We start from the raw sequence: 21,932 nt of genomic DNA, 5'->3' as shown, positions 1-21,932 counted from the left end.
GTGATCACAACGCCGCAGGCGCCGGAGCTCCCCGGCGCGAAGCACATCCACTCCGGCAAGGTCCGGGACCTGTACGAGTTGGCGTCCGGCGACCTGCTGATGGTGGCGAGCGACCGGATGAGCGCGTTCGACTGGATCCTGGAGACGCCGATCCCCGACAAGGGGAAGGTGCTCACCGCGATGAGCCTGTGGTGGTTCGAGCAGCTGGACGTGCCGAACCACATCATCTCCACCGACGTGCCCGAAGAGGTCGCGGGCCGGGCGGTCGTGTGCGAGAAGCTGGCGATCTACCCGGTCGAGTGCGTCGCCCGCGGGTACCTGAGCGGCACCGGCCTGCTCGACTACAACGCCACCGGCGCCGTCTGCGGCATCCCGCTGCCGGCCGGGCTGGTCGAGGGCTCGCGGCTGGACGACCCGATCTTCACCCCGGCGACCAAGGCCGAGCTCGGCGAACACGACGAGAACGTCTCGTTCGACGCAGTGGTGGCGACCGTCGGGGCGGACATGGCGTCGACGCTGCGCGACACGACTCTGGATGTCTACACGTGGGCGCGGGCGCTCGCCGAGGACCGCGGGATCATCCTGGCAGACACGAAGTTGGAGTTCGGCGCCCGCGCGGACGGCACGCTGGTGCTCGCCGACGAGGTGCTCACGCCGGATTCGAGCCGCTTCTGGCCGGCCGACCAGTGGTCACCGGGCAAGCAGCAGCCGTCGTACGACAAGCAGATCGTCCGCGACTGGCTGCAGTTCGAGTCGGGCTGGGACCGGACGTCCGGCGAGGCCCCGCCGCCCTTGTCCGACGAGGTGGTCGAGCGGACCCGGACGGCGTACATCAACGCCTACGAGCAGCTCACCGGCAACAAGTTCGAGGCTTAGAAGGCGCTGACGCCGAGGGCGAGCAGGATGAAGCGCGCGCCGCGGCCGGCGAGGACCGACAGCGCGAAGACGACGGTCCGCATCCGCGAGGCGCCGCCGATCAGCGCCACGCCGTACAGCGGGGGGACGCCGACGAAGGCGCTCAGCAGCGTGACCGGGATACCCCAGCGGCTGTCGCTCATGGCGTCCAGCAGGCGCTTGGTCAGGTCGCGGTTCCACTGGACGAAGCGGCCCCAGCGGGTGTCCAGGTTGACCGACTTGGGCTCCTTGGTCTTGCGGGCCGCGTAGCCGGGGCGGTACCGGACGGCCAGGAACATCGCGACCTTGCCGATGGTCTGGCCGACGGAGATCCCGGCCGCGGCGACGACCGGGTTCAGGGCGTGGGTGGCCCCGACGGCGAGGACGTACGCCTCGGCGTTCATCACCGGTACGACGGCGGACCCGATGCCGAAGCCCACCGCAAGTACCAGTTGCCACACCCACATGACTCCGAGGCTATGCGCCATGGCGGCCAATGCCACGCAACTCAGGCCTACCTACGGGGTAGACCAGGGTCCACCCCGTCATCGTGACTGCCCGGGGGAGGCGAGCCAGCGGCCGCAGAGGATCATGATCAGGCGGTGCGACGAGACCACTTTGACCGCCAGGGCGGCGATCGCGATGGTGTACGGCAGCCATTGGGCGCCGGTGTGGCCCGCGACGACCAGAGAGATGACCACCGCGCCGGTGTTCATCGCCTTGGCCGGCTTGGACCAGTTCCAGACGTAGATCGGCCGGTCGACCTTGTAGAAGTAGTTCGGGCTGAGCATCCACGGCCAGAGCAGGAACGAGAACGTCAGCATCGTGTCCAGTACGCCGAACTGCGCCAGGTAGATCGCCAGCGGGCCGATCGTGGCCGGGTAGGTCGCCATGAACGCGGCCGCGAGCAGGAACGAGCAGGCCCGGTCGCAGACGATGTCGAACACCGCGCCGGACAGCGACTCCTCGTTGCGGCGGCGAGCCGCCCAGCCGTCGAGGCTGTCGCCGAACCAGTACGAGAAGTACCCCACCACCAGCCACGCCAGGTCGCCGGTACGGAACGCGACCGTGGCGACCGCCATCGCGATCAGGGTCCGTACCAAGGTGATGCGGTTGGGTACACCCAGCAACAGGGCAGGCCGGACCGCCAAGGGGGTAGAAGTCATGCGGCCCTCAGATTCTCGGGATCCAGTGCGTCCCGGAGTTGGTTGCGGAGCAGGAAGCCGGCGGCCGCGCCGCCGAGATGACCGAGCAGCCAGCCCCCGGCCGTCAGGGCCGCCGCGATCAGCAGCGTGCCCGGCTCGAACGGATCCACCGCCCCGCCGACCACCCGCCCGAGGCCGATCAGCGTGCCCAGCAGCAGACCGCACGCGAGCGCCGGTGCGGCGACCGCGGTCAGTTGGCGCCGGATCACCCGGCGGAGGAACTGCTGGTCCACGCCCAGTGCGGTCAGACTGGCGAACTGGCGACGCTGGTCGACCAACTGGTCCGCGACACCGACGATCAGTGCGGCCATCGCGGTCAGGGCGAGCAGGACGAGGCCGGCGATCGTCAGCCCGAATCCCGTTGTGTAGAACGCAGTGCTGCCGCCGAGCTGGTCGTCGGTCTGCACGCTGGCGATCCCGTTGGCCATGGTGCCGACAAGGAAGCCGCAGCAGCCGAGCAGCATGCAGATGCGGGAGGCAGGGCGTGAGTCGGTGACCAGCCTGACGCCGGTCAGCAGGTACGCCGGGTCGCCCGATCGCTGCAGCCGCCGTCCGATGGCGCGGATCCACACCCCCGAAGTACTGAGGAAGAACAGCGCCATCCCGGCGAGTGCGACCGTCGACGCGACATAGCCCAGGTACCGCGAGCTCAGCAGGCCGAGCACGATCAGCACGGGTCCCGCGATGATGCCCGTACGACGCTGCGCCGCGGACTCCGGTCCCGGCGGCACAGGTCCGTCCCGGTGCAGCAGACTGCCGATCAGCGCACCGGCCGCCGTCATCACGATCACCACTGGGATCCACAGGGCGGCGTCCAGCACCTCCGCACCAGGGAGGATGCGAGCCATCCGGGGGAGCGCGCCGAAGAGCAGGCTGAGGACCAGGTACGCCGGTCCGGCGAGCAGTCCGCCCGCCAAGCCGGCCATCGTTGCATCGGTCACGGTCAGCTGGCGCAGCTGCTTCCTGGACGCGCCTGCCATCCGGAGCGCATCCAGTCGCCGTTCGCGGGCCGCCGTACCCAGGCGCAACGCCTGGACTGCCAGGCCTCCGGTGAGTGCGGCGAGGATGATGAGGATCGCGATCAGTCCGGAGCGGAGACCGCTCTCGGCGACGTAGTTGCTGTAGATGTCCTCGCTCAGCTCGCCGTCGCCCAGGCGCGCGATCCGCAATGCGCCGAGCAGCAGAGCACCGCTGAGTGCGAGAGTCCCAGTGGCTAGTTGAACCCGGCTACGGTCCGCCAGCGTCCGTGACCGTGCCAGCTGGACCAGCGTCTCGAGTGTCATCAGAGCGACACCTCGTGCTGGATGAGGCCGTCACGCAGCCTGATCTCCCGGTCCGCCGAGGCAGCGACGACGTTGTCGTGCGTCACCATCAGCAGAGCAGCGCCCCGGTAGCGGGCAGCCTGCAGCAGTATGTCGAGGAGCTCCTGGCCGGCGCGGCTGTCCAGACTGCCGGTCGGCTCGTCTGCGAGTACGACGGACGGTCCTGTGACCAGTGCGCGCGCCAGAGCAGCACGCTGGGTCTGACCGCCGGACAGCTCGGACGGAACCGCATCGGCGTCGTCGGCGATCCCGACCTGGTCCAGCCAGTGCAAAGCGGCCACGTGTGCCTCGCCGCGCTCATGACCGTCCAGGAGGAGTGGCAGCGCCACGTTGTCGATCAGTGGCAGGTCCGGCACCAGCTGGCCGAACTGCAGCACGATGCCGACCTTCGTACGCCGGAGCGACGCGCGCTGCTCCTCCGGCAGACCGGCCAGGTCCTGACCGTCTATCCGGACTGTGCCGCCGTCTGGAGTGAGGATGCCGGCCGCACAGTGAAGCAGCGTGGACTTGCCGCATCCGCTGGCTCCGGTCACCGCGACCACCTCGCCCGGCTTCAGCTGCATGCTGACGCCGCGGAGCGCAGTGTTCCGGCGGTACGAGTACTCGACGCCTTCCAGCTCCAGGACGGGTTGTGCATTCATCGAGCTCCCCTTTGCTCCGAGATGCGGTCCAGCGCGCTGTCCAGCCAGCGCAGGTCGGCGTCGAGGTGGGCCACGATGTACTCGCGGACCAGTGGTGAGGTCGGGTCGTCGTCGGCGGGAGTCTGGCGCAGCTCGCGGATCCGGCGCAGGTGGCTGGCGCGCTGACGGGCGAGGAACCCCGCCGCGTCCCCGCCGGTGCGGATTGCTGCCACGAGCTTCCGCAGTACTTCGTCGGCGCTGCCCCAGGCCGGCGGGACCGGATCGTTCAGCCAGTCGGCCAGGTGGTCGCGGCCCTTGCTCGTGAGCGCGTAGACGGTCCGGTCCGGGCCGCCGCCGGATGTCTTGTCGACCACCTCGACCAGGCCGTCGCGCTCCAGTCGCCCCAACGTCGTGTACACCTGGCCGAAGGCCAGCGGCCGGCTGTCGGGGAACCATGCGTCATGGCCGCGCTTCACGTCGTACCCGTGTGCCGGGCCGGCGGACAGTAGCCCGAGGACGAGCTCTGCGGTGGCCATATCAGTGACTATACACCGCGTGTATGTACTGAGTGAATAGTCCCGGGATGCGGCATTCTGGGCCTCGCTCGGTAGGATTCAGCCGTCACCCCGCAACGAACCTGGAGTAGTCAGTGGCTCGCGTTGTCGTCGACGTCATGCTCAAGCCCGAGATCCTCGACCCGCAGGGCAAGGCGGTGCACGGCGCGTTCGGCCGGCTCGGCTTCGACGGCGTGGCCGACGTCCGGCAGGGAAAGCGCTTCGAGATCACCCTGGACGGTGAGGCGACCGAGGAGCGGGTCGCCGAGATCCGCAAGGCCGCGGACACCCTGCTGGCCAACCCGGTGATCGAGGACTACACGCTGCACGTGGAGAACGGGCAGTGAAGATCGGGGTCGTCACTTTCCCGGGCTCGCTGGACGACGCCGACGCCCGTCGGGCGGCCGCGGTGGCCGGCGCCGAGGCGGTCGCGCTCTGGCACGGTGACGCCGACCTGCACGGTGTGGATGCGGTCGTCCTGCCCGGCGGCTTCTCGTACGGCGACTACCTGCGCGCCGGTGCCATCTCCCGGTTCGCGCCGGTGATGGAGACCATCATCAAGAAGGCCGGCGAGGGCCTGCCGGTGCTGGGGATCTGCAACGGCTTCCAGGTGCTCTGCGAGTCGCACCTGCTGCCGGGCGCCCTGATCAAGAATCACCACCGCAAGTTCATCTGCAAGGACCAGCCGCTGCGGATCGAGAACAACCGCACTGCCTGGACCAGCGACTACGACGCCAACCACGAGATCACCATCGTGCTGAAGAACCAGGACGGTTCGTTCGTCGCCGACGAGGCCACGCTGGACCGGCTGGAGGGCGAGGGCCGGGTGGTCGCCCGCTACCTGGACGAGAACCCGAACGGCTCGTACCGCGACATCGCCGGCATCAGCAACGAGCGGGGCAACGTGGTCGGCCTGATGCCGCACCCGGAGCACTGCGTCGAGACACTCACCGGACCGACCACGGACGGCCTGGGCTTCTTCACCTCGGTGCTGAAGGCCGTCGTCGCCTCCTGATGAAGCTGTTGCGGCGCTGGCGGCCCGGCCGGGCCTTGCTCCGTGCCGCCGCCGTGGCGGCCGCCACAGCAACCGCAATCACGCCGGCGGCCGCTGCACACGCCTCGCCGCGCGCGACGAGCGCCACACCCACGATGAGCGCCGCGCGGGTGCCGACCGGCGCGGCTGACTTGCTGGCCAAGGTCGTTGTTATTGGCGTGCCTGGGCTGTCCTGGAGTGACGTGCAGGCGTCGCCGGAGCTGACTGCCCTCGTCAACCAGTCGCACGTGGGTTCGATCTCGGTGAAGTCGGCCGGCCCGCACACCTGCCCCGTCGACGGGTGGCTGACGATCAGCGCCGGCACCCGTGCCTGGGGAAATGTCCCGGACCAGCCGTGTGGCGACCTGCCCGCGGTGACGGACGGCAAGATCGCCGGCTGGCAGACGTACGTCGACCGCCAGGCCGAGCACCACACCGGCGCACCCATCGGCCGCCTCGGCGTGAGCCGTGACCGGGTCTGTGGCTTCGGACCGGGCGCAGCAATCGCCGTGGCGAAGACCGACGGCACTGTCGCCAACTGGAGCCCCGACTTCGACGCCTCCAAGCTAGCCGGTAGTGCGTGCGGCGATGCGATCGTCGACGCAGGTGCGATGCCTCTACGCGAAGGGCGCGACCAGGCCCGCAAGCACGTGGCCGACCTGGTGGCGCAGGCCAGAGCCGCCGGTGGCTGGGTGCTGCTCGTCGGCGTCGGTCAGGAGACGGCCGACGCGCACCAGCAGACGCTGGTGGCGATGCAGCTTCCTCCGGACAACGGTCCCCGCTGGCTGACCAGCGATTCGACGCGCCGAGCCGGTCTGATCCAGCTGACCGACATCACAGCCACCGTCCTCCGCGGAGAGTCCAAGTCGGTGGACCCGGCTGGATCCGAGAAGGCCGGCCCGCTGGACGGCGCCGAGATCCACTTCACCGGAGACCTGCACACCGACGCGGACGCCGTGATCGAGGATCGCCTCGACGCCAATCAGCGGTTCGAGCAGCCGCGGCCGGTGTTGTTCGCGGTGGCGTTGACGATCGTCGGCGTGGAAGTGCTCGCACTGGTGTGGTTCCTGTTGAGGCGCAGCCCGGCGTCCCGGCGTACTGCGGTGTTCACGCTGCTGATGCAGGGCGGGTTCTACATCGCCGTCTTCCTCGCCCAAGCAACGGTCTGGTGGCGGTGGCCGTCGCCTGCGTTCTCGTTGTACGCCGTGACGATCGGCATCAGCGTGCTGTGCGCAGCGTTGGCGCAGGTGATCCTGAAGCGGTACGCGTACCTCGGGCTCGCGCTGGCGGCGTACCTGCTCTTGCTGGTGGACGGCGTGCTCGGTACGCCGATGCAGGTCGGCAGCATGTTCGCTGACGGACCTGTGATCGGCGGCCGGTTCTATGGCTTCGGCAACTCGACCTTCGCCACTCTGGCCGTCGGTGCGCTGGTCACCGCGGCCTGGGCTGCGCAGAGGCTGCTCGACAAAAGCAGAGTGCAGGCCGCGCTCGCAGTGCTGGTCATCGGCGGCGCTGCGATCGTCGTGGACGGCAAACCGGGCTGGGGCACCGACTTCGGCGGCATCATCGCGCTGACCCCGGCTGTGCTGCTGATGGCCTGGCTGACGTGGAAGGGCAGCATTTCGCTGCGCGCGCTGATCGGAGTGGGCGTCGCAGGGCTGCTGGCGGTGTCTGTGGTCGCCTTCCTCGACTACCTGCGTCCGCCCGAGCAGCGCAGCCACTTCGGCACGTTCGTCGCGCGGCTCCTCGACGGCGATGTGAGCGACGTACTGATCCGCAAGCTCCAGATGGCCGTCCAGTTCTTCAGTGGACCGGCTGGCTGGGCGATGCTCGTTGCTGTCGTCCTCCTGATGCTGGCCACGGTCCTACCGCACCGAGTGCCGTCGGTGTCCTATCGCGAGTTCTACAGCAGTCTGCCGATGATCCGGCCCACGCTGCTGGCCCTGTCGACCTGTGGTCTGGTCGGCATGCTTCTGAACGACGCCGGGGTCGCGCTGCCCGCGATCATGGCCGGCTTCGCTGTCCCACTGCTGGTGGCTCATCTCATCGCTTCCCGGCAGCCCGCTACCGTTTCACCTGAGTCCCACCTAGTGCAGGAGTCCTAACGTGTCCACCGACACCGTCAGCAACGCCACCAACACGCCTGAGGTCGAGCAGCCGTGGGCTGAGCTCGGACTGAAGCAGGACGAGTACCAGCGGATCCGGGACATCCTGGGGCGGCGCCCGACCAGCTGCGAGCTGGCGATGTACTCGGTGATGTGGAGCGAGCACTGCTCGTACAAGTCCTCCAAGGTGCACCTCAAGCGCTTCGGCGAGATCCCGCAGGAGACGCCGGCCGGGAAGATGCTGGCCGGAATCGGTGAGAACGCCGGCGTGATCGACATCGGCGAGGGGTACGCCGTCACGTTCAAGGTGGAGTCGCACAACCACCCGTCGTACGTCGAGCCGTACCAGGGCGCGGCCACCGGGGTCGGCGGCATCGTCCGCGACATCATCGCGATGGGCGCCCGCCCGGTCGCCGTGATGGACCCGCTGCGCTTCGGTCCGCTGGACGCCCCGGACACCAAGCGGGTACTGCCGGGCATCGTGTCCGGCGTCGGCGGCTACGGGAACAGCCTCGGCCTGCCGAACATCGGCGGCGAGGTCGTCTTCGACCCGACGTACCTGGGCAACCCGCTGGTGAACGCGCTCTGCATCGGTGTGATGCGGCACGAGGACCTGCACCTGGCCAACGCGACCGGCGTCGGCAACCAGATGATCCTGTACGGCGCCAAGACGGGCGGCGACGGCATCGGCGGTGTCTCGGTGCTGGCGTCGGAGACCTTCGCCGAGGGCGGCCCGACCAAGCGGCCGGCGGTCCAGGTCGGCGACCCGTTCATGGAGAAGCTGCTGATCGAGTGCACGCTCGAGCTGTTCGCCGCGAACGTGGTCGAGGGCATCCAGGACCTCGGTGGCGGTGGCCTGTCCTGCGCGACCTCGGAGCTCGCCAGCGCGGGTGACGGCGGCATGCGGGTGTCGCTGGACAAGGTGCCGCTGCGGGACGCCTCGCTGTCGCCCGAAGAGATCCTGATGAGCGAGTCGCAGGAACGGATGATGGCCTGCGTCACCCCGGACAACGTCGAAGCGTTCCTGAAGATCTGCGCGAAGTGGGACGTCCAGGCCGATGTGATCGGTGAGGTGACCGACACCGGGCGGCTGGAGATCGACTGGCACGGCGAGCGCGTGGTCGACGTGCTGCCGGAGACCGTCGCGCACGAGGGCCCGGTCTACAACCGCCCGTACGCGCGGCCGGACTGGCAGGACGGCCTGCAGGCCGACGGTGCGGAGAAGTTGCCTCGGGCAAGCAGTGGCGCGGAGCTGCGCGACACGTTGCTGAAGCTGATCGCGTCGCCGAACCTCTGCGACAAGTCATGGGTGACGGACCAGTACGACCGGTATGTTCTCGGCAACTCGGTGCTCTCGCAGCCCGAGGACAGCGGGATGATCCGGGTCGACGAGACCAGCGGGCTCGGCGTCGCGGTCTCGACCGACTGCAACGGCCGGTTCGCCAAGCTCGACCCGTACACCGGTGCGAAGCTCGCACTCGCCGAGTCCTACCGGAACGTGGCAACCACGGGCGCACGGCCGGCAGCCGTGACGGACTGCCTGAACTTCGGCTCGCCGGAGGACTCTGGCGTGATGTGGCAGTTCACCGAAGCGATCCGCGGTCTGGTCGACGGCTGCATCGAGCTGGGGATCCCGGTCACCGGCGGCAACGTGTCGTTCTACAACCAGACCGGTGACACCCCGATCCTGCCGACCCCGGTGATCGGTGTGCTCGGGGTCATCGACGACGTCACCCGCCGTACGCCGATCGGGTTCACGCCCGAGATGGAGGGCCACCAGCTGTACCTGCTCGGTGAGACCGAGGAGGAGCTGTCCGGGTCGGAGTGGGCGCACGTCGTCCACGGCCACCTCGGCGGACGTCCGCCGGCGGTCGACCTCGAGGCCGAGAAGCAGTTGGCCGACATCCTGATCAACGCGTCCCGCGACGGACTGATCGACGCGGCGCACGACGTCAGCGACGGCGGTGTCGCGCAGACGCTGGTCGAGTCCGCGCTGCGCGGCGGTGTCGGTGCGCGGGTGTGGGCGCCGGACGGCCTGGACACGTTCCTGTTCCTGTTCGCGGAGTCGGCCGGCCGTGCGGTCGTCGCCGTACCGAGGACCGAGGAGGTGCGCTTCACCGACATGTGCACCGCCCGCCGCTTCCCACACGCGAAGATCGGCGTCATCACCGGCGACACCCTCGACGTCCAGGACCAGTTCGAGATCCCACTGCCGGAGCTGCGCACGGCCTGGACGGCAACGCTGCCGTCCGTCCTCGGCTAGCCACCCGTCTGGCACACTCGATGGGGACGAGTGAGGTGAGGGATGGCGGAGCGGCGACCGGTCAAGCCGGGGGAGCTGATGGGGCTGGCGGCTGCCGCCGGCCAGGAGGCTCGGGCTGCGGCCGCGCGGCGGCGGATGGCTCAGATCCGGTTGACCGACGAGGAGCGGCGGGTCGCCACGGATGAGCTGGCGGAGCAGTTCGCGGTCGGGCGGTTGGACGAGGCGGAGCTGCATCGACGGGTCGACCTGCTGAACGACGCGGTGACGCACGGGGATCTGCAGCCGATCTTCGCCGGGTTGCCCGCGCCGGCGCTGTACAAGCCTGTCGCGCGGAAGCCGGGGAAGTGGCGGTGGGCAGGATTCGCAGCTGCCGCGTGGATGGCTGTGCCGTTCGTGCTGACCGGGCTGCTGCTCCTGGTGTTCGGGCGCGAGATCGCTGCGGCGATCCTCGCGTTGCCCGCACTGGCGTGGACGTTCTACGCGTACCGGTGGGCGTCGCGCCCCGCACGCGAGGAACGACGCCGGTCAGGCTCCTAGCGTCGACTCCCGCGTGACCAGCTGAGTAGGGAGCTCGAGTACGCCGTGGTGTGGCCTGCCCGCGATGGCTTCCAGGAGCAGTGTGGCGGCGCGGCGCCCGAGATCCTCGAGGCGGAGGTCGACGGTGGTGAGCGGTGGCCGGCTGGCCAGCGCCATCATCGGCCAGTTGTCGTAGCCGGTCACAGCGATCTCGTCCGGGACAGTGCGGCCCAGCTCGCGGAGGCGGTCACAGACGCCGCGGGCGATCTGGTCGCTGCCGCAGGTGATTGCGTCCGGGCGCTGACGCAGTACCAGGTCGGTGGCTTGGCGGCCCCAGAGCTCGGTCCACTCGCCGAAGAGTGGCTCGGCGCAGAGGGTAGCGGCTACGGCCTCAGCGCGTTCCGCGGCGGAGCGGTGGTGGGCCGGGCCGGTGATGTGGGCGATCCGGGTCCGGCCGAGGCCCTGTAGGTGGGTGATCGTCGAGGCGGCGCCGGCTGCGTCGTCGACGATGACCGACGCGTCCGCCGGATTGGTCGAGGCGGCGAGTGCGTAGACGACCGGCAGCGGTACGTCGATCGGCGGCCGCGGCTCGGTACGCCGGCCCGTCACGACGATGCCGTCGACGCCGCGTGCGACCAGTGCGCGTAGATAGCTCTGCTCGCGCAGCGGATCGTCGCGGGTGTCGCACAGAACGGTCGCCAGCTCGCCTGCGCTGAGCACGTCCTCGACGCCGCGCATGATCGGGATGCTGAAGCGGCCCGAGCTGTCGGTGGTCAGGAGCGCGACGGTGTACGTCCGGCCGGACGAAAGCGCGCGCCCGCGGGCATCCGGCGTGAACCCGAGCTGCGCGGCGGCACGTCGTACCCGGGCCCGCGTCTCCTGGCTCAGCTGGCCGGTGTTGTTCAACGCCTTCGAGGCGGTCCCGGCGGACACGCCGGCGAGCGCGGCGACATCGGTGATCCGCACACCTGGCCTCTTCATGGCGTTTCCTTCCGTTCTGCTGCGGAAGCCTAGCAGGAGCGTCTCAGAGCCTCGTTGACCTGCGCTTTGATCTTGACCGAGGCCGATTGCAGTCCTACGTTGTCAATGACGGAAAACGTGTGCGGCTTTTCCGTCGGTGTGATGTCCGCCCCCGTCACCCGAAAGGCATATCGCCATGCCCGAACCCACCCCAGAAGGAATGCCCCGACGTGACTTCCTTGGTGTCTCCCTCGCCGCGGCGGCGATCGTGACCGCCGTCGAACCGGCCGATGCGGCTCTGTCCTCAGCGCCACCGGCCGGCCGCGGCGGGCACTACGTCCCGCAGCGCGCGCCACTGCGGCCGGTCCCGTTCCAGAAGCTCCCGCCCGGTGCGATCGAGCCGCGCGGCTGGCTCGCGCAGCAGCTGGAGCTGCAGGTCGACGGGCTCTGCGGCCGGTACGACGAGATCTCGGACTTCCTGGTCTACGACACGAACGGCTGGGTCGACCCGGCGCAAGGAGCCTGGGAGGAGCTGCCGTACTGGCTCCGCGGTTTCGGCGACCTGGGATACGTGACCGGCAACACCGGCGTACTGACCAGGACACAGCGGTGGATGGAAGGCATCCTGGGGACCCAGGCGGCAGACGGATGGTTCGGTCCCGAGCGGTTGCGGACCTCACTGGAGAGCGGACCGGACTTCTGGCCGGGGATGCCGCTGCTGGCCGCGTTCCGGTCGTGGCACGAGTACTCCGGCGACGAGCGGGTCATTCCGTTCATGACGAAGTACCTGGGGTTCCAGAACACGCAGCCGCCGGAGGTGTTCAACCGGTCGTGGGGTGCGTTCCGCTGGGGCGACAACATCGACAGTGCGTACTGGCTCTACAACCGCACCGGAGACGAGTGGCTGCTCGACCTGGTGAGCAAGATGCACAGCGGGTCGGCGGACTACGTCAACGGCATCCCGACGTGGCACAACGTCAACCTGGCGCAGGGTTTCCGGGAGCCGCTGCAGTACTGGCTGCTGTCCGGCGACGAGAAGCACCGCGCGGCGACGTACCGGAACTATGCGACCGTGACGGGGCTGTACGGCCAGTTCCCGGGCGGCGGGTTCGCCGGGGACGAGAACTCGCGGCCTGGGTTCGGTGACCCGCGGCAGGGGTTCGAGACCTGCGGGATCGTCGAGCTGATGCACAGCTGTGAGCTGCTCACGCGTTTCACCGGTGACAGGGCTTGGTCGGACCGGTGCGAGGAGCTGGCGTTCAACTCGTTGCCGGCGTCGTACGACCCGCAGCAGCAGGTCATGCACTACATCACCTGTGCCAACAGCGTGCAGCTGGACGACCGGCCGAAGCACGGGCAGTTCCAGAACCCGTTCCCGATGCAGGCCTACAAGTACGGCGTACATCAGTACCGGTGCTGTCCGCACAACTACGGCATGGGCTGGCCGTACTACGCGCAGGAGCTCTGGCTGGCGACCACGGACAACGGACTGGCTGCGTCGATGTACGCCGCCAGCAAGGTGACTGCCCGCCTGGGAGCTGCCGGTGAGACGGTGAGCATCGTGCAGGACACGGAGTACCCGTTCTCCGACACGATTACGTTCATTGTGCAGGGGTCCGCGCGATTCCCCTTGTATTTAAGGCGTCCTGGCTGGGCGCATGACGTGTCGGTGAAGGTGAACGGTGAGGCGGTGCGGGTCAGCGGCGACTGGCTCAAGCTGGACCGCGCCTGGCGCGCCGGCGACCGCGTCGAGCTGGTGCTCCCGATGCGCACGACCACTCGAGTCTGGGACGACAACCAGCACTCTGTCTCCGTGGACCGCGGTCCGCTGACCTACTCACTGCAGATCGACGAGCGGTACGAGCGCATCGGCGGGACTGACGAGTGGCCTGAGCTCTCCGTCTATCCGGAGTCCCCCTGGAACTACGGACTGGTCGCCGGCGCGCGCTTTGACGTCGTACGACGGGATGCCGGCGCGAACCCGTTCACCAGCGACGGTGTGCCGCTCGCACTCACCACCCAGGCCAGGCGGATTCCGCAATGGGAGACCGACACCGAGGACGTGGTTGGGCTGCTGCAGCCCGGTCCGGCTCGGTCAGAAGAAGCTGTGGAGACGGTGAGGCTCATTCCGATGGGTGCGGCGCGGCTGCGGGTCACGTCGTTCCCACAGGTCTCTCCGCGTGGCAGGGAGTGGAGCTACCGGACACGGATCACCGCATCGCACGTCAACGACGGTGACTCCCTAGAAGCGCCTGACTCGGGGCGGGTGCCGGAGTCCTCCGCAGACACGTCGATTCCGCGCTTCACCTGGTGGGACCGTCGCGGGACGACGGAGTGGATCTCGTACGACCTGCGCTCGGTGCGCGAACTCTCGCAGGTCTCGGCGTACTGGTACGACGACACCGGCTCCGGGCAGTGCCGCGTGCCACAGTCCTGGCGCGTGCTGTGGCTGGACGGGGAGACGTGGCGGCCGGTGGACAACACCACGCCGTACGACGTGGCAGTTGACGGACTCAACACCACCACCTTCACGCCGGTCCAGGCGCAGTACGTCCGGGTGGAGGTAGTACTGCGTCCGACGTACTCGGGCGGATTGCTGCTTTTGACATTCGACTGACCGTGCTCGGGTGGAGACTCCTCGGAGGGCCTCGGCCGCAGTGAACTAGTCTCTGGGGCGTGGAGGCTGATTTGCGCTTGGCCGTGCTCGCCGATGGACCCGCTGTGGCTGAGCTGGCACGGGCTTCCGTGCTGGAGTTGTTCCCGGCGTACTACGACGCTGCGGAGACCGTCAGCGCCGCGGAGCACATCACCACGCTGGACACCGCGCTGATCGACGACGGCACCTACTACGTGTACGAAGCCGGCGGCGAGGTCGTTGCCTGTGGCGGGTGGAGTCGGCGGAACAAGCTGTTCAACGCGAGTACGGCGGGCGCGGACGACCGGCTCCTGGATCCAGCGACCGAACCGGCGCGGATCCGCGCGATGTTCGTGCGCAGCGACTGGACGCGGCGTGGACTGGGACGGGCGATCCTGACCGCGTGTACGGACGCAGCGCGTGCGGAGGGGTTTACCAAGTTGGCGCTGATGTCGACGCTGCCCGGAGTACCGCTCTACAAGGCCTTTGGCTTCACAGAGGTGGAGTCAGCCCAGCTACCGATGCCGGACGGCACTGTGCTCGCCGGTGTCGCGATGGAACGACCGATAGATCTTGAGGAGACAGCATGACCGCAGGCACCACCGTCACCGCCCCTGACGGCAGCGACGTCGTCCTGGGTGAGATCGGGACTCGCGTGCTGCTGAAGAACTCGCGCGTCCGCGTCTGGGAGGTCTCGCTGCAGCCGGGAGAGGCGCAGGGCTGGCACCTGCACCACAACCCGTACGTCGTGCTGTGCCTGTCGACGTCCCCGTGCCACATGGACTGGCTGGACGGCAGTCCGGCGCGGCAGCTGAGTGAGACCGTCGGCGGGTCCGTGTACCGCCCGGTGTCGCCGGTGCACATGCTCACCAACGACGGCGACGCGCTGTACCTCAACCGGCTGATCGAGGTGCTCGACCTGGGCGAGGAGGCCAGTGGCGACCCGTACTTCGGTGTCGCCGGCGTCCCGGCGGAGTCCGGCTTCGAGCAGGCGGGTGAGATCCCGGCCAAGGTGGTCGTCGACGAGGACGACGTACGCGTGCAGCACCTGACACCCGAGGCCGGTGAGTCCTACACCTGGCACACCGGCGCGTACCCGGCCCTCGTGGTCGACCTGGACCTCGAGCACCCGGACGTCACGTATCTGGAGCCTGGCGAGTCCTACACGCTCCCTGCCAAGCCCGACCGCACCTCCGGCTTCAACCTGGTCGAGCTGCGCTACTACAGCAAGCCGCGTACCTGATCCGCGTCCCGAGCAGCCAGCACTGCGGCAGTGTCGACCTGAGTGAGGTCGGACTGCCGCAGTCGTGCTTTCACCAGCGGTACCTGTGGTCCGACGGCGCTCAGCTCGCGGACACCAAGAGCTGCCAGCAGTACTGCGGCCTGTGGGTCGCTGGCCAGGTCACCGCAGACCGCGACGCGGACGCCGGCGTTGCGGACGACGTGGTCGATCAGTTGGAGTACGGCGGGGTCCAGACCGTCGGCGAGTGACGCGACCGCGGTGTTGGTGCGGTCGGCGGCGGTCGTGTACTGCGTGAGGTCGTTGGTGCCGATGCTGACGAAGTCGAGCTCCCGGGCGAGGGTGGCGACGCGCAGCGCGGCCGCTGGGACCTCGACCATGATGCCGACCTCGAGATTGTCCTTGGCCCCGAGCTCGTCCAGGGCCCAGGCGACCTCGTCGGCGGTGGTGACCATCGGGAACATCACGTGGACGGGTGTCTCGGCGGCAACACGTCGTACTGCTTCCAGTTGGTCGCGGAGGAGATCCGGACGACGGCGGAAGACGCGGAGGCCGCGTTCGCCGAGGAACGGGTTGGCCTCCTTGGCCTGCGGGAGGAAGGCCAGCGGCTTGTCACCGCCGATGTCCCAGGTGCGGATCGTGATCGGCTTGTTCCCGAGCGCCCGCGCGATCGCGCGGAACGCCTCGACCTGTTCGTCGACGGTCGGCGCGGTACGACGGTCGCCGAAGAGCACCTCGGTTCGCACGAGACCCGAGCCGTCCGCGCCGCGTGCGTCGATCGCGTCCTGGACAGCGCCGACATTGACCAGCACCTCGACCGTGGTGCCGTCGCGGGTGGTGGCGGGCTCGTTCGCCTGGCCAACTGCCTGCTCGCGCTCGCCCCGCCGCTCCGTGATGGTCGCCTGCACGCGGTCCTCGTCCGGCGCGACCTCGAACGAGCCGGTCCTGGCGTCGAAGGCGATCGTCGTACCGGGCCGTACGTCGACGTCGCCGATCCCGGTGATCAGCGGGATGCCGCGGGACCGTGCCACGATCACCCCGTGGCCGGTCGTCCCGGCGGCCCGTACCGCGATTCCCGCGATCCGCGTCGCGTCGAGGGTGGCGGCGGTGGCCGCGTCCAGCTCCGGTACGACGAGGATGCCGTCGGCGGGGGCTTCTTCGGTTGCTCCGACGAGGATCCGCAGTACCCGGTCGCGTACCGCACGGACGTCCTGTGCTCGTTCGCGTTGGTAGGCGTCGTCGAGAGCTTCGAAGGTGGTCGCGAGATCGTCGTACGCCTGCTGCCACGCAACCGGCGCCGAGGCGCCCGCAGAGATCGAATGCTCGACCGCATCGAGAATCTTCCGATCGCCGAGCAAGGCCAGGTGGGCTACGAAGATGTCGCCGTGGTCGGGGGTGTGGTCGCGTAGCTCGCGCAGTTGAACGCCCGCCACCTCCAGCGCTCCGTCGAGGCGCCCGAGTTCGTTGTCGCCGGCAACATAACCGCTGACGTCCACACCCGAACCCACCAGTACGGCAGGTCCGATCGCCACATCCAACCCAGATCCGCCGGTTGTGGGAGCAGCCTGCACAGTTGGTTCGTCACCAAAGCCGGCGGCGGCCAACTTCTCGATCGCGGCCAGCGCCTCGGACGCTTGCGGACCACTCGCACCTACGCGAACGCGATGACCCTGCTGGGCGTTCAGCGTCGCGACCATGCTCAAACTGCTCGCGTCCACCGGGCCTCGGCCGGTGTCCAGATCGGTGAGCGTGACGACGGCGTCGAACTCGTTCACCAACCCGACCAACCGAGCCGCCGGCCGGGCATGCAGACCGTGTTCGTTGCCGACAACAACCTCCACCGTCCGGTCGGCTTCTGCGACCGAAGCCGCGTCTGCGGTCGGGGTGTCACCGAGATGGTCCTGCTTACCGACCAGGCCGCGCTCCGCCTCGGCAACCACGGCGTCGAGGGTTGCGCCGGTGGAAGCAGTCACCACAGCAGCGACCAAGCCCTCCACCAGCGGAGCACTGGTGAGCCGGACGTGCTCCCCGACGGAGGGATCCACGAACTCCAGCGCCATCTCCGCGCTCAGGACAGCGCTGCCAAGATCCAGCAGCACCAGCACGCCGTCGGCACTGTCCGCGGTTGTGATCGCCTCCGACACAGCCATCGCATCGGTCCCGAAGGTCGTCGCATCCAGGCCGGCCGCGACGGCGATCACCGGACGCTTGTCCTCGGCAACCATCTCGGCGGCGAGCCCGACCGCCGCCTCGGCCAGCGCGCGGCTGTGCGACACCACCACGATCCCGATCATGCGAGCGTTCGGGCCGCAGACTCCAGAATCAGCGTCGTGCTCGTCGCCCCCGGATCCTGATGACCGGCGCTCCGCTCACCCAGATAGCTCGCCCGCCCCTTCCGCGCGACCAGCGGAACCGTCGCATCCCGCCCCTTCGCCGCCGCCTCCGCGGCCGCGGTCAACGCCGGACCGACCTCCGATCCACCCGCCACAGCGGCGTCGTACGCCTCCAGTGCCGGCGCCCAGGCGTCGTACATCGTCTTGTCGCCGAGCTCCGCCTTGCCGCGGGCAAGCACACCCTCGACCCCGGCGTGCAGCGCACGCCCGATCGCCTCCGCGGTGAGATCGGCCCCGGCCAGCGCGGTCCCGAACCGCAGGAAGAATGTGCCGTACAACGGCCCACTCGCCCCGCCGACCTTGCTGACCAGCGTCATCCCCGCCTTCTTCAACAGCTCGTCGGCCGTCTCGAACGACGCCTCGTCCAGCACCGCGACAATCGCCTGGAACCCACGATCCATGTTGGCACCGTGATCGGCATCCCCGATCGCCGAGTCCAACTCGGTCAGATACGCCGCATTCTCATGCAACACACCCGCGGCATCCCGCAACCAGTCGGCGAAACTGTCGACTTCTCTGCTCATATGGTTTGCCGCGGTGCTTCGTCGCCCATAGCGAAGCACCGCGACTACCTCCTTCGGAGATCGAGGAACTGTCGGTCCGGCCTGATGGGATACGTGGTGTGTCTCGGTTCCGGATGTATCCAACGCCCGAGCAACGATCCGCGTTGCTGGGTCTGTGTAAGCATGCCCGATACGTGTGGAACCTGGCGTTGGAACAATGGTCGATGTGGACCCGGGACAAAGGACCGACGCCGGGGTTCGCCGAGTGCTGCCGGCAGTTGACGGAAGCGCGAGCCGAGTGTGCCTGGCTGCGCGCTGGGTCGCAGACCGTGCAACAGCAGGCGTTGCGCGACTTCGACCAGGCTGTCAAGAACTTCCACGGTGGATCTCATCGGCGCCCGACCTGGCGCAAGTCCGGGTTGCACGAGGGTTTCCGGATCGTCGGCCCGCAGGCGTCCAGGGTCGCCAAGCTGAACCGGAAGTCGGCCCGGGTCCTTGTCCCGAAGGTCGGCTGGGTGCGAATCAGGCTTACCCGGCCTGTGCCTGAGGCGAAGTCCTATCGGATCCGGTGTGATCGCGCTGGGCGCTGGTACATCGCCTTCGCCGTCATACCGGAGCCGATACCGGCACCCGGTACAGGGGAGGTCGTCGGCATTGACCGCGGTGTGGCTGTTTCTTCTGCGCTGTCGACCGGTGAGCTCTTGTCCTGTCCGGTTCTGTCGGAGCGTGAGCGGACCCGGCTCGAGCGTCTGCAACGCAAGCTTGCCCGGTGCCGCCGAGGCTCGAAGCGATGCGGGCGGGTCAGGTCTGCGATAGCCGCGCTGCATACCCGCGCCACGGACCGGCGCAAAGACTGGGTGGAGAAGACCAGCACCGACTTGGCGAGGCGCTTCGACCTCGTCCGCGTTGAGGACCTGCGGATCCCGCAGATGGTCAGGCGACCCAAGGTCAAGTCGGACGGCGACCGACCGGGCGCCTACCTGCCGAACGGGCGTCGCGCGAAGGCCGGCCTCAACCGAGGGATTCTTGCCAACGGATGGGGCGACCTTGTGCTTCGCCTGGAGCAGAAGGCGCCGGGTCGGGTCGAAAGAGTCAATCCTGTTCGTACGTCGCAAACCTGCAGTGTCTGCGGGCATTGCGTGCCGGACAACCGCGAGAGCCAAGCGGTGTTCCGGTGCGTGGCCTGCGGGTACCAGGCACATGCAGACGTGAACGCGGCAACCAACATCGCGGCCGGGCGGGCCGTCAGTGCACGCGGAGAGGCGCCGTTGCGGGTCTCGCCGAAGCGTGAACCTCAACTGACTACCTCCGCGTAGTAGTTGGAATCCTCTCCTTGACGGGTGAGGAGGACGTCAAGCGCCCCAGCGTAGGCCGGGGGTGTTTACCGGGGCGTCCCAGAGGCGTACCAGTTCGTCGTCCACCTTCAGCAGGGTGACCGAGCAGCCGGCCATCTCGAGGGAGGTGATGTAGTTGCCGACCAGGGAGCGGGCGACGGTGATGCCGGCGCGGTCGAGCAGTTGGGCCACCTCGTTGTACATCAGGTACAGCTCGATCAGCGGCGTACCGCCCATACCGTTGACGAAGGCAATGACCGAATCGCCTTGCTGGTAAGGGAGATCGCTGACCACGGGGTCGACCAGCATGGCGGCGACCTCGCGCGCCGGGGCCAGCGGCAACCGTTGCCGGCCGGGCTCGCCGTGGATGCCGATGCCGACCTCCATCTCGTTGTCGGCCAGGTCGAACGTCGGCTTGCCCGCGGCCGGGACGGTGCACGACGTCAGTGCCATCCCCATGCTGCGGCCGTTGTCGTTCACCTTGCGCGCGAGGTCCGCGACCTCCTGCAGCGGGCGGCCCTCCTCGGCGGCCGCGCCGACGATCTTCTCCAGCAGTACGGTCACGCCGACGCCGCGCCGGCCGGCCGTGTAGAGGCTGTCCTGGACGGCGACGTCGTCGTTCGTCACGACCGACAGCACCTCGGTGCCGGCGTCGGCCGCGGCCAGCTCGGCGGCCATCTCGAAGTTCATCACGTCGCCGGTGTAGTTCTTCACGATGTGCAGTACGCCGGCGCCCGCGTCGACCGCCTTCGTCGCCGCCATCATCTGGTCCGGCACCGGGGAGGTGAAGACCTCACCCGCACAGGCCGCATCGAGCATCCCGGGCCCGACGAACCCGCCGTGCATCGGCTCGTGCCCCGACCCGCCGCCGGAGATGAGCCCCACCTTGCCCGCCTTCGGCGCGTCCTTGCGGTAGACGATCCGGTTCTCCAGATCCACCCGCAACCGATCCGGATGCGCTGCCGCCATCCCCCGCAGCGCCTCACTCACAACATCACCTGGGTCGTTGATGAGCTTCTTCATGTCCCCATCTGAGCACACGCCCGCCCAGAACGGGAGCCCCCGATCAGACGGCCTCCACCTCGGACAGCAACGGGATCGACCGGATCGATCGACTGACGGTGAGCAACACGGAGCCGACCACGAGCAGGCCGCCGAAGATGAGCAGCGCGGTCCTCGCGCCGAGTGTCTCCAGGAACAGGCCACCGAGGAACGGAGCCAACGGCATCGAGATGTTCGACAGGAACATGACCGCGCTCTGCGTCCGGCCCTGGAGGTTGTCGGGCGTGATCAGCATCTGGTAGCCGAACAGGCCCGAGTTCAGCGCCGGCAGCAGGAAGATCGCGAACGCCGGGAGCGCGATCAGTACGGCGGGCTGCGTGGTGGCGGCGGTCGCGGTGAAGGTGACGGTGATGATCCAGCAGGCGACGACCGTGATCCGGCCGGTGGTGAACCTGGACAGCAGCTTCGGCGACGCGATCGCTCCGGCCAGCCCGCCGAGGCCCATCGCGGTCTCCAGCAAGCCGATGACCGACGGCCGCACGCCGCGCTGCTGCATGCTGAGGATGAGGACCAGGATGGTCCCGTTCGCGGCGAAGTTGAGGATCGTGCCGACCACCGCGATCGTCCGCAGCGAGGCCTGCCGGAACAGCCACGTCAGGCCGGAACGGATCGCCTTGAGCATCGGCTCGTGCGCGTCGCCGTCCGGCTTCGCGGCCGGCAGCGGATGGCGGATCGTGACGAGCAGGATCGCCATCACCAGGTAGGAGATCGCGTCGAGGGCGACGGGGATGACCCGGCCGATCGAGAACAGCAGGCCGCCGAGCGGTGCGCCGGTCAGGCCGGCGATGTTCTGCCTGCCGTGCGCGGCCGCGAGGGCGGTGCTGATGTCCTCCGGAGCGACGATCTGCCGGAGCGCGCCGGACTCGGCGGGCATGAACATGGCGAACCCGGCGCCGTTGAGGAGGCTGACCGCGATCAGGTGCGGGAGCGTGAGGTGGCCGAGCCAGCCGGCGACCGCCACCGAGCCGAACAGGACGGCGCCGAGGAAGCTGTAGCCGACCAGGATCCGGCGCCGGCTCCATCGATCCGCCAGCGCACCCGCGGGCAGCGCCGCCAGGGTCGCTCCGAGCGCGTACGCCGTACCGACGAGGCCTGCCTGGACCGGGGAACCAGTGATGGCGAGACCGAGCAGGGTGAAGACGAACGAGCTCATCGCGGAGCCGATGGAGCTGATCGTCTGGCCGGTCAGCAGCTTCAGATAGTCAGCGTTGTGCATCAACCCCCGGGCGGACATAACTCGGAGGGTATGCCGGTGTCAGGTCAGTTATCCGGCCTGACGAGTTGCACGTTGCT

General features: G+C 68.7%; 20 protein-coding genes and 1 pseudogene. 10 read left to right on the top strand and 11 right to left on the bottom strand.

The window, feature by feature from the left end:
* Entirely contained in the window at positions 1-876 is an 876-nt protein-coding gene (locus ACIA58_RS04250) for a phosphoribosylaminoimidazolesuccinocarboxamide synthase (RefSeq protein WP_396402135.1), read from the top strand.
* Here the strand turns inward: ACIA58_RS04250 and ACIA58_RS04245 are convergent.
* The 5 genes from ACIA58_RS04245 to ACIA58_RS04225 all read right to left on the bottom strand — a co-directional run bounded on the left by ACIA58_RS04245 (position 873) and on the right by ACIA58_RS04225 (position 4,577).
* Positions 873-1,361, bottom strand: a complete 489-nt coding sequence (locus tag ACIA58_RS04245) for a hypothetical protein (RefSeq protein WP_396402134.1) — start codon at positions 1,359-1,361, stop codon at positions 873-875. The genes ACIA58_RS04250 and ACIA58_RS04245 overlap by 4 nt on opposite strands.
* A 78-nt stretch (positions 1,362-1,439) precedes the next feature.
* The gene (locus ACIA58_RS04240) at positions 1,440-2,060 is read right to left on the bottom strand and encodes a CDP-alcohol phosphatidyltransferase family protein (protein WP_396402133.1); all 621 of its coding nucleotides are present in this window, start codon (positions 2,058-2,060) and stop codon (positions 1,440-1,442) included.
* A complete protein-coding gene (locus ACIA58_RS04235) occupies positions 2,057-3,382 on the bottom strand; it encodes an FtsX-like permease family protein (protein ID WP_396402132.1) in 1,326 nt (441 codons plus the stop codon). The genes ACIA58_RS04240 and ACIA58_RS04235 overlap by 4 nt, the downstream gene beginning before the upstream one ends.
* The gene (locus ACIA58_RS04230) at positions 3,382-4,062 is read right to left on the bottom strand and encodes an ABC transporter ATP-binding protein (RefSeq protein WP_396402131.1); all 681 of its coding nucleotides are present in this window, start codon (positions 4,060-4,062) and stop codon (positions 3,382-3,384) included. Before ACIA58_RS04230 ends, ACIA58_RS04235 begins: the two co-directional genes overlap by 1 nt.
* Complete coding sequence (locus ACIA58_RS04225; protein ID WP_396402130.1) at positions 4,059-4,577, bottom strand: helix-turn-helix transcriptional regulator; 519 nt, start codon at positions 4,575-4,577, stop codon at positions 4,059-4,061. The genes ACIA58_RS04230 and ACIA58_RS04225 overlap by 4 nt, the downstream gene beginning before the upstream one ends.
* Before the next feature lie 113 nt (positions 4,578-4,690).
* Here ACIA58_RS04225 and purS point away from each other — a divergent pair, with 113 nt between their 5' ends.
* From purS to ACIA58_RS04200, 5 genes are read left to right on the top strand one after another with little or no spacing between them, the layout of a single operon-like run.
* Positions 4,691-4,942, top strand: coding sequence for a phosphoribosylformylglycinamidine synthase subunit PurS (purS, locus tag ACIA58_RS04220; protein ID WP_130387955.1), 252 nt, complete (start codon positions 4,691-4,693; stop codon positions 4,940-4,942).
* A complete protein-coding gene (gene purQ / locus ACIA58_RS04215) occupies positions 4,939-5,610 on the top strand; it encodes a phosphoribosylformylglycinamidine synthase subunit PurQ (protein WP_396402129.1) in 672 nt (223 codons plus the stop codon). Before purS ends, purQ begins: the two co-directional genes overlap by 4 nt.
* On the top strand, positions 5,610-7,733 hold the full coding sequence (locus tag ACIA58_RS04210) for a hypothetical protein (RefSeq protein ID WP_396402128.1): 2,124 nt from the start codon (positions 5,610-5,612) through the stop codon (positions 7,731-7,733). Before purQ ends, ACIA58_RS04210 begins: the two co-directional genes overlap by 1 nt.
* Position 7,734: 1 nt before the next feature.
* The gene (gene purL, locus ACIA58_RS04205) at positions 7,735-9,996 is read left to right on the top strand and encodes a phosphoribosylformylglycinamidine synthase subunit PurL (RefSeq protein WP_396402127.1); all 2,262 of its coding nucleotides are present in this window, start codon (positions 7,735-7,737) and stop codon (positions 9,994-9,996) included.
* A 42-nt stretch (positions 9,997-10,038) separates the two neighbouring features.
* Positions 10,039-10,533 carry a DUF1707 domain-containing protein gene (locus tag ACIA58_RS04200; protein ID WP_396402126.1) on the top strand — a complete coding sequence of 165 codons (495 nt, stop codon included), beginning with the start codon at positions 10,039-10,041 and terminating at the stop codon, positions 10,531-10,533.
* Here the strand turns inward: ACIA58_RS04200 and ACIA58_RS04195 are convergent.
* Positions 10,522-11,493, bottom strand: coding sequence for a LacI family DNA-binding transcriptional regulator (locus ACIA58_RS04195; protein WP_396402125.1), 972 nt, complete (start codon positions 11,491-11,493; stop codon positions 10,522-10,524). The genes ACIA58_RS04200 and ACIA58_RS04195 overlap by 12 nt on opposite strands.
* Before the next feature lie 199 nt (positions 11,494-11,692).
* On the opposite strand from ACIA58_RS04195, the gene ACIA58_RS04190 reads away from it, so the two are divergent.
* The 3 genes from ACIA58_RS04190 to ACIA58_RS04180 are packed head-to-tail and all read left to right on the top strand — an operon-like array spanning position 11,693 to position 15,350.
* Positions 11,693-14,089, top strand: a complete 2,397-nt coding sequence (locus tag ACIA58_RS04190) for a beta-L-arabinofuranosidase domain-containing protein (RefSeq protein WP_396402124.1) — start codon at positions 11,693-11,695, stop codon at positions 14,087-14,089.
* A 59-nt stretch (positions 14,090-14,148) separates the two neighbouring features.
* On the top strand, positions 14,149-14,697 hold the full coding sequence (locus ACIA58_RS04185; protein ID WP_396402123.1) for a GNAT family N-acetyltransferase: 549 nt from the start codon (positions 14,149-14,151) through the stop codon (positions 14,695-14,697).
* Positions 14,694-15,350 (top strand): hypothetical protein, encoded by a 657-nt coding sequence (locus ACIA58_RS04180; RefSeq protein WP_396402122.1) that lies wholly within the window; start codon positions 14,694-14,696, stop codon positions 15,348-15,350. The genes ACIA58_RS04185 and ACIA58_RS04180 overlap by 4 nt, the downstream gene beginning before the upstream one ends.
* Here the strand turns inward: ACIA58_RS04180 and ptsP are convergent.
* From ptsP to dhaL, 3 genes and pseudogenes are all read right to left on the bottom strand, one after another.
* Positions 15,329-17,188 carry a phosphoenolpyruvate--protein phosphotransferase gene (ptsP, locus tag ACIA58_RS04175; RefSeq protein ID WP_396403305.1) on the bottom strand — a complete coding sequence of 620 codons (1,860 nt, stop codon included), beginning with the start codon at positions 17,186-17,188 and terminating at the stop codon, positions 15,329-15,331. The genes ACIA58_RS04180 and ptsP overlap by 22 nt on opposite strands.
* Positions 17,189-17,230: 42 nt before the next feature.
* Positions 17,231-17,641: pseudogene (gene dhaM / locus ACIA58_RS04170) on the bottom strand (dihydroxyacetone kinase phosphoryl donor subunit DhaM); the annotation flags it as partial.
* Complete coding sequence (gene dhaL / locus ACIA58_RS04165; protein ID WP_396402121.1) at positions 17,638-18,264, bottom strand: dihydroxyacetone kinase subunit DhaL; 627 nt, start codon at positions 18,262-18,264, stop codon at positions 17,638-17,640. The gene dhaL and the pseudogene dhaM, both read right to left, overlap by 4 nt.
* 113 nt (positions 18,265-18,377) lie before the next feature.
* Between dhaL and ACIA58_RS04160 the strand changes: the two genes are divergently transcribed.
* On the top strand, positions 18,378-19,559 hold the full coding sequence (locus tag ACIA58_RS04160; protein ID WP_396402120.1) for an RNA-guided endonuclease InsQ/TnpB family protein: 1,182 nt from the start codon (positions 18,378-18,380) through the stop codon (positions 19,557-19,559).
* Between the two features lie 36 nt (positions 19,560-19,595).
* On the opposite strand, the gene dhaK is transcribed toward ACIA58_RS04160, so the two are convergent.
* Together dhaK and ACIA58_RS04150 are read right to left on the bottom strand one after the other, a co-directional pair.
* Positions 19,596-20,600: a dihydroxyacetone kinase subunit DhaK gene (gene dhaK, locus ACIA58_RS04155; protein WP_396402119.1), complete on the bottom strand. Its 1,005-nt coding sequence runs from the start codon at positions 20,598-20,600 to the stop codon at positions 19,596-19,598.
* Positions 20,601-20,643: 43 nt separating this feature from the next.
* Positions 20,644-21,873, bottom strand: a complete 1,230-nt coding sequence (locus tag ACIA58_RS04150; protein ID WP_396402118.1) for an MFS transporter — start codon at positions 21,871-21,873, stop codon at positions 20,644-20,646.
* Between the last annotated feature and the right edge of the window lie 59 nt (positions 21,874-21,932).

This window comes from Kribbella sp. NPDC051586 (assembly GCF_044453965.1).
Taxonomy (GTDB): domain Bacteria; phylum Actinomycetota; class Actinomycetes; order Propionibacteriales; family Kribbellaceae; genus Kribbella.
This window is presented reverse-complemented; position numbering and strand designations above follow the sequence as displayed.